We start from the raw sequence: 3,451 nt of genomic DNA on the forward strand, positions 1-3,451 counted from the left end.
GTCTCATCTGGTAGCTGAAGGAAAAATTATAAATAGGATGGTCAAGGCAAAGCAGTTGTCATCAATGATTTTATACGGCCCGCCAGGTATAGGGAAAACATCGATTGCCAGCGCAATTGCCGGCAGTACGAATTTTGCGTTCAGGACACTTAATGCTGTAACGAATAATAAAAAGGATATGGAAATCGTTGCTGCAGAGGCAAAGATGTCAGGAAAGGTCATATTGCTGCTGGATGAAGTACATCGCTTAGATAAAGCCAAACAGGACTTCCTGCTTCCGTACCTTGAAAATGGAATGATTGTTTTGATTGGGGCAACTACCAGCAACCCTTATCATGCAATCAATCCAGCGATCCGGAGTCGGTGCCAGATTTTCGAGCTTAAGCCACTCGAGCCAAATGATATAAAAGAAGCTTTAAAAAGAGCGATTTCAGATGAAGAAAGAGGCCTTGGAAGCTTAAATATCTCGATAACAGAAGAGGCGCTTACGCATTTCGCTACTGCCTCTGGCGGTGATGTGCGAAGTTCTTTGAACGCTATTGAACTTGCTGTACTGTCTACTGAACCGGATGAAAACGAAGTAGTCATTATTAATGAAGAAACAGCCGAAGAGTGTATGCAGAAGAAAAGCCTCGCTCATGATAAAGATGGCGACGCCCATTATGATGTGCTATCGGGTTTTCAAAAATCGATCCGAGGCAGTGATGTTAATGCCGCTCTACACTACCTTGGAAGATTGATTGAAGCTGGTGATCTTGTGAGCATAAACAGGCGGCTTTTGGTCATTGCCTATGAGGATATTGGACTTGCCAGCCCCCAGGCTGGACAAAGGACCCTGGCGGCAATCGAAGCTGCGGAAAGAGTAGGTTTCCCCGAGGCAAGAATCCCACTGGCAAATGCTGTGATAGAATTGTGCCTATCTCCAAAATCAAATTCTGCAATTGTCGCGATTGACTCAGCACTGGCAGACATCCGCTCCGGCATCAGCGGCGAAGTACCTGACCATTTACGAGATGCCCATTATAAGGGAGCAAAAGACCTGGGCAGAGGCGTAGACTATCTTTATCCACACGATTATGAGGGCGGATGGGTAAAGCAGCAGTATCTGCCAGACAGAATTAAAAACAAGATATATTACAAGCCAAAAAAGACTGGCAAGTTCGAACAGGCTCTTGCTATGATCTATGAGAAAATAACAGGCAAAAAATAAGCGGAAGGGCTCTGAATCGCCCATCCGCTTATATTTGTTCTTTCTTCTATTTCTTAATCATTTACACGTTTAATCTTTATATCCTTTAAAAGCTCCCTTACAACATGGCTTGCCATGATCAGTCCGGCAGCTGAAGGTACGAATGCATTTGAAGATGGCGGCATTTTCGCTTTACGTATTTCAGCATTATCATTGCCAACCTCTTTACGTATATCTTCACGGATTACAATCGGGCTTTCATCGGAGAAAACAACCGGGATTCCCTTTTTAATCCCTTCTTTTCTTAAGCGTGTGCGAATCACCTTTGCGAGTGGATCCGTGTGGGTCTTGAAAATATCCGCAATCATAAAACGGGTAGGATCCATCTTATTTGCAGCACCCATACTTGAAATCATTGGAATTCCGCGATTCAAACATTCCTTAATGAGGTGAATCTTATAAGAAATCGTATCTGAAGCGTCGACTACAAAATCAAGACCATAGCTAAAGAATTGTTCATACGTCTCTTCCGTGTAGAACATCTTTAAATCAATTACCTCACATTCAGGATTAATATCTTTAATCCTGTCACGCATCACTTCAACCTTTGGTTTGCCGACCGTTGAAAGCAAGGCGATAAGCTGCCTGTTTACATTGGTAATGTCTACATCGTCCTTGTCAACCAGTACCAGGCGGCCAACTCCTGATCTCGCTAGTGCTTCAGCTGCAAATGAGCCTACACCGCCGATTCCCAATACCGCCACTGTACTATTTTTCATTATATCAATGCCTTCTTTACCGATGGCTAATTCATTTCTAGAAAATTGATGAAGCATTCAAACTCACTCCAAACATGATTTAATTAATGTTACTATCTATACCCGCTTTTGAATATAACATACTCTACTTTAATTTCAAGTATTTTTATAGGAATTAGAGTATTTATGTTCTATCTTCATGATAAAAAAAATCCTATAAAAAAAAACCATGCGATTCGCATGGTTTTAACTTGAGTTATGTAGGAAGAGTCCCAATCGTGCCGTCGTGTTGGTTGCCTTCGTCTTGAACCCGCTCTCAGCAGGTGGGTGCCCTGTTCCGGATTTCTGTAAGTCCTCTAGCCAGAGGCATTTACGCGGCCCGAAAACGCGGACTCCCGAAGGAAAAATGTTAGGTCAAAACTTCAGGTTATACAACGAACACATCAGGACTCTTCATCTGTTGTTAGTATAATAACACAGCCTTGAATCAAGTTCAAGGAATTGAACAATGGATATTATTGGTCTTTTTTAATATTCAATGCCAGGTGAAGATCATCCAGCTGAGCAGTGCTTACCTCACCAGGAGCATCTGTAAGAAGGTCGCTTGCACTTGCTGTTTTCGGGAAGGCGATTGTATCGCGAAGGTTCGTTCTGCCTGCAAGGAGCATTACCATTCTATCAAGGCCAAGGGCTATTCCGCCATGTGGTGGAGTTCCATATTCGAATGCTTCAAGCAGGAAGCCGAACTGTTCAATAGCCTGTTCCTTGGTGAAGCCAAGTACAGAGAACATTTTTTCCTGGATGTCACGTTCGAAAATCCTCAATGAACCGCCGCCTAATTCATAGCCATTCAATACAAGGTCATACGCTTGAGCTTTTACCTTAGCAGGATCGCTGTCGAGCAAAGGAAGATCCTCGCGCACCGGCATTGTGAATGGATGGTGGGCAGCGAAATAACGGTCTGCTTCCTCATCAAACTCTAATAACGGCCAGTCCGTAATCCAAAGGAAGTTAAACTTGCTTTGGTCAATAAGGTCAAGCTCTTTCCCTAGCTTCAGACGCAATGCACCAAGTGCATCAGCAACGACGCTCTTCTTATCTGCAACAAACAGAAGCAGGTCTCCAGCCTGGACATCAAGCTTAGCTTTAAGTGCCTCTTGGTCTTCCTCGGCAAAGAATTTAGAGATAGGACCTTTAAGTCCATCCTCCTCAGCCTTAAGCCATGCAAGACCTTTCGCACCGTAAACAGCAGCAAACTCAGTAAGTGCATCAATATCTTTACGAGAATAGTTAGCAGCTGCACCCTTTACATTAATCGCCTTAACCTGGCCCCCGTTTGCTACTGCTGAAGCAAATACCTTGAATCCAGAGTCTTTTACAGTATCTGAAAGGTCGACCAGTTCCATTCCGAAGCGGGTGTCTGGCTTGTCAGAACCGAATCTGTCCATTGCTTCATCAAAACTCATCCGCGGGAATTGTGCTGGAAGATCGATACATTTAACAT

3 protein-coding genes and 1 other RNA gene are annotated in these 3,451 nt (G+C 43.7%); 1 reads left to right on the forward strand and 3 read right to left on the reverse strand.

Features of this window, described 5'->3' with window-relative positions:
* On the forward strand, nt 1–1,210 hold a 1,210-nt coding region (locus tag WB217_RS11920), incomplete at its 5' end, for a replication-associated recombination protein A (RefSeq protein ID WP_423993441.1).
* A 53-nt stretch (nt 1,211–1,263) separates the two neighbouring features.
* On the opposite strand, the gene WB217_RS11925 is transcribed toward WB217_RS11920, so the two are convergent.
* The 3 genes from WB217_RS11925 to aspS form a co-directional block, all read right to left on the reverse strand.
* Nucleotides 1,264–2,025 (reverse strand): tRNA threonylcarbamoyladenosine dehydratase, encoded by a 762-nt coding sequence (locus WB217_RS11925; protein ID WP_423993442.1) that lies wholly within the window; start codon nt 2,023–2,025, stop codon nt 1,264–1,266.
* Between the two features lie 187 nt (nt 2,026–2,212).
* Nucleotides 2,213–2,400: non-coding RNA, 6S RNA (ssrS, locus tag WB217_RS11930), on the reverse strand.
* Between the two features lie 62 nt (nt 2,401–2,462).
* Nucleotides 2,463–3,451: aspartate--tRNA ligase (gene aspS / locus WB217_RS11935; RefSeq protein ID WP_423993443.1), on the reverse strand; the 989-nt coding region annotated here is incomplete at its 5' end.

The sequence above is a fragment of the Mesobacillus sp. genome, from assembly GCF_049588175.1.
Classification (GTDB): Bacteria; Bacillota; Bacilli; order Bacillales; family Cytobacillaceae; genus Mesobacillus.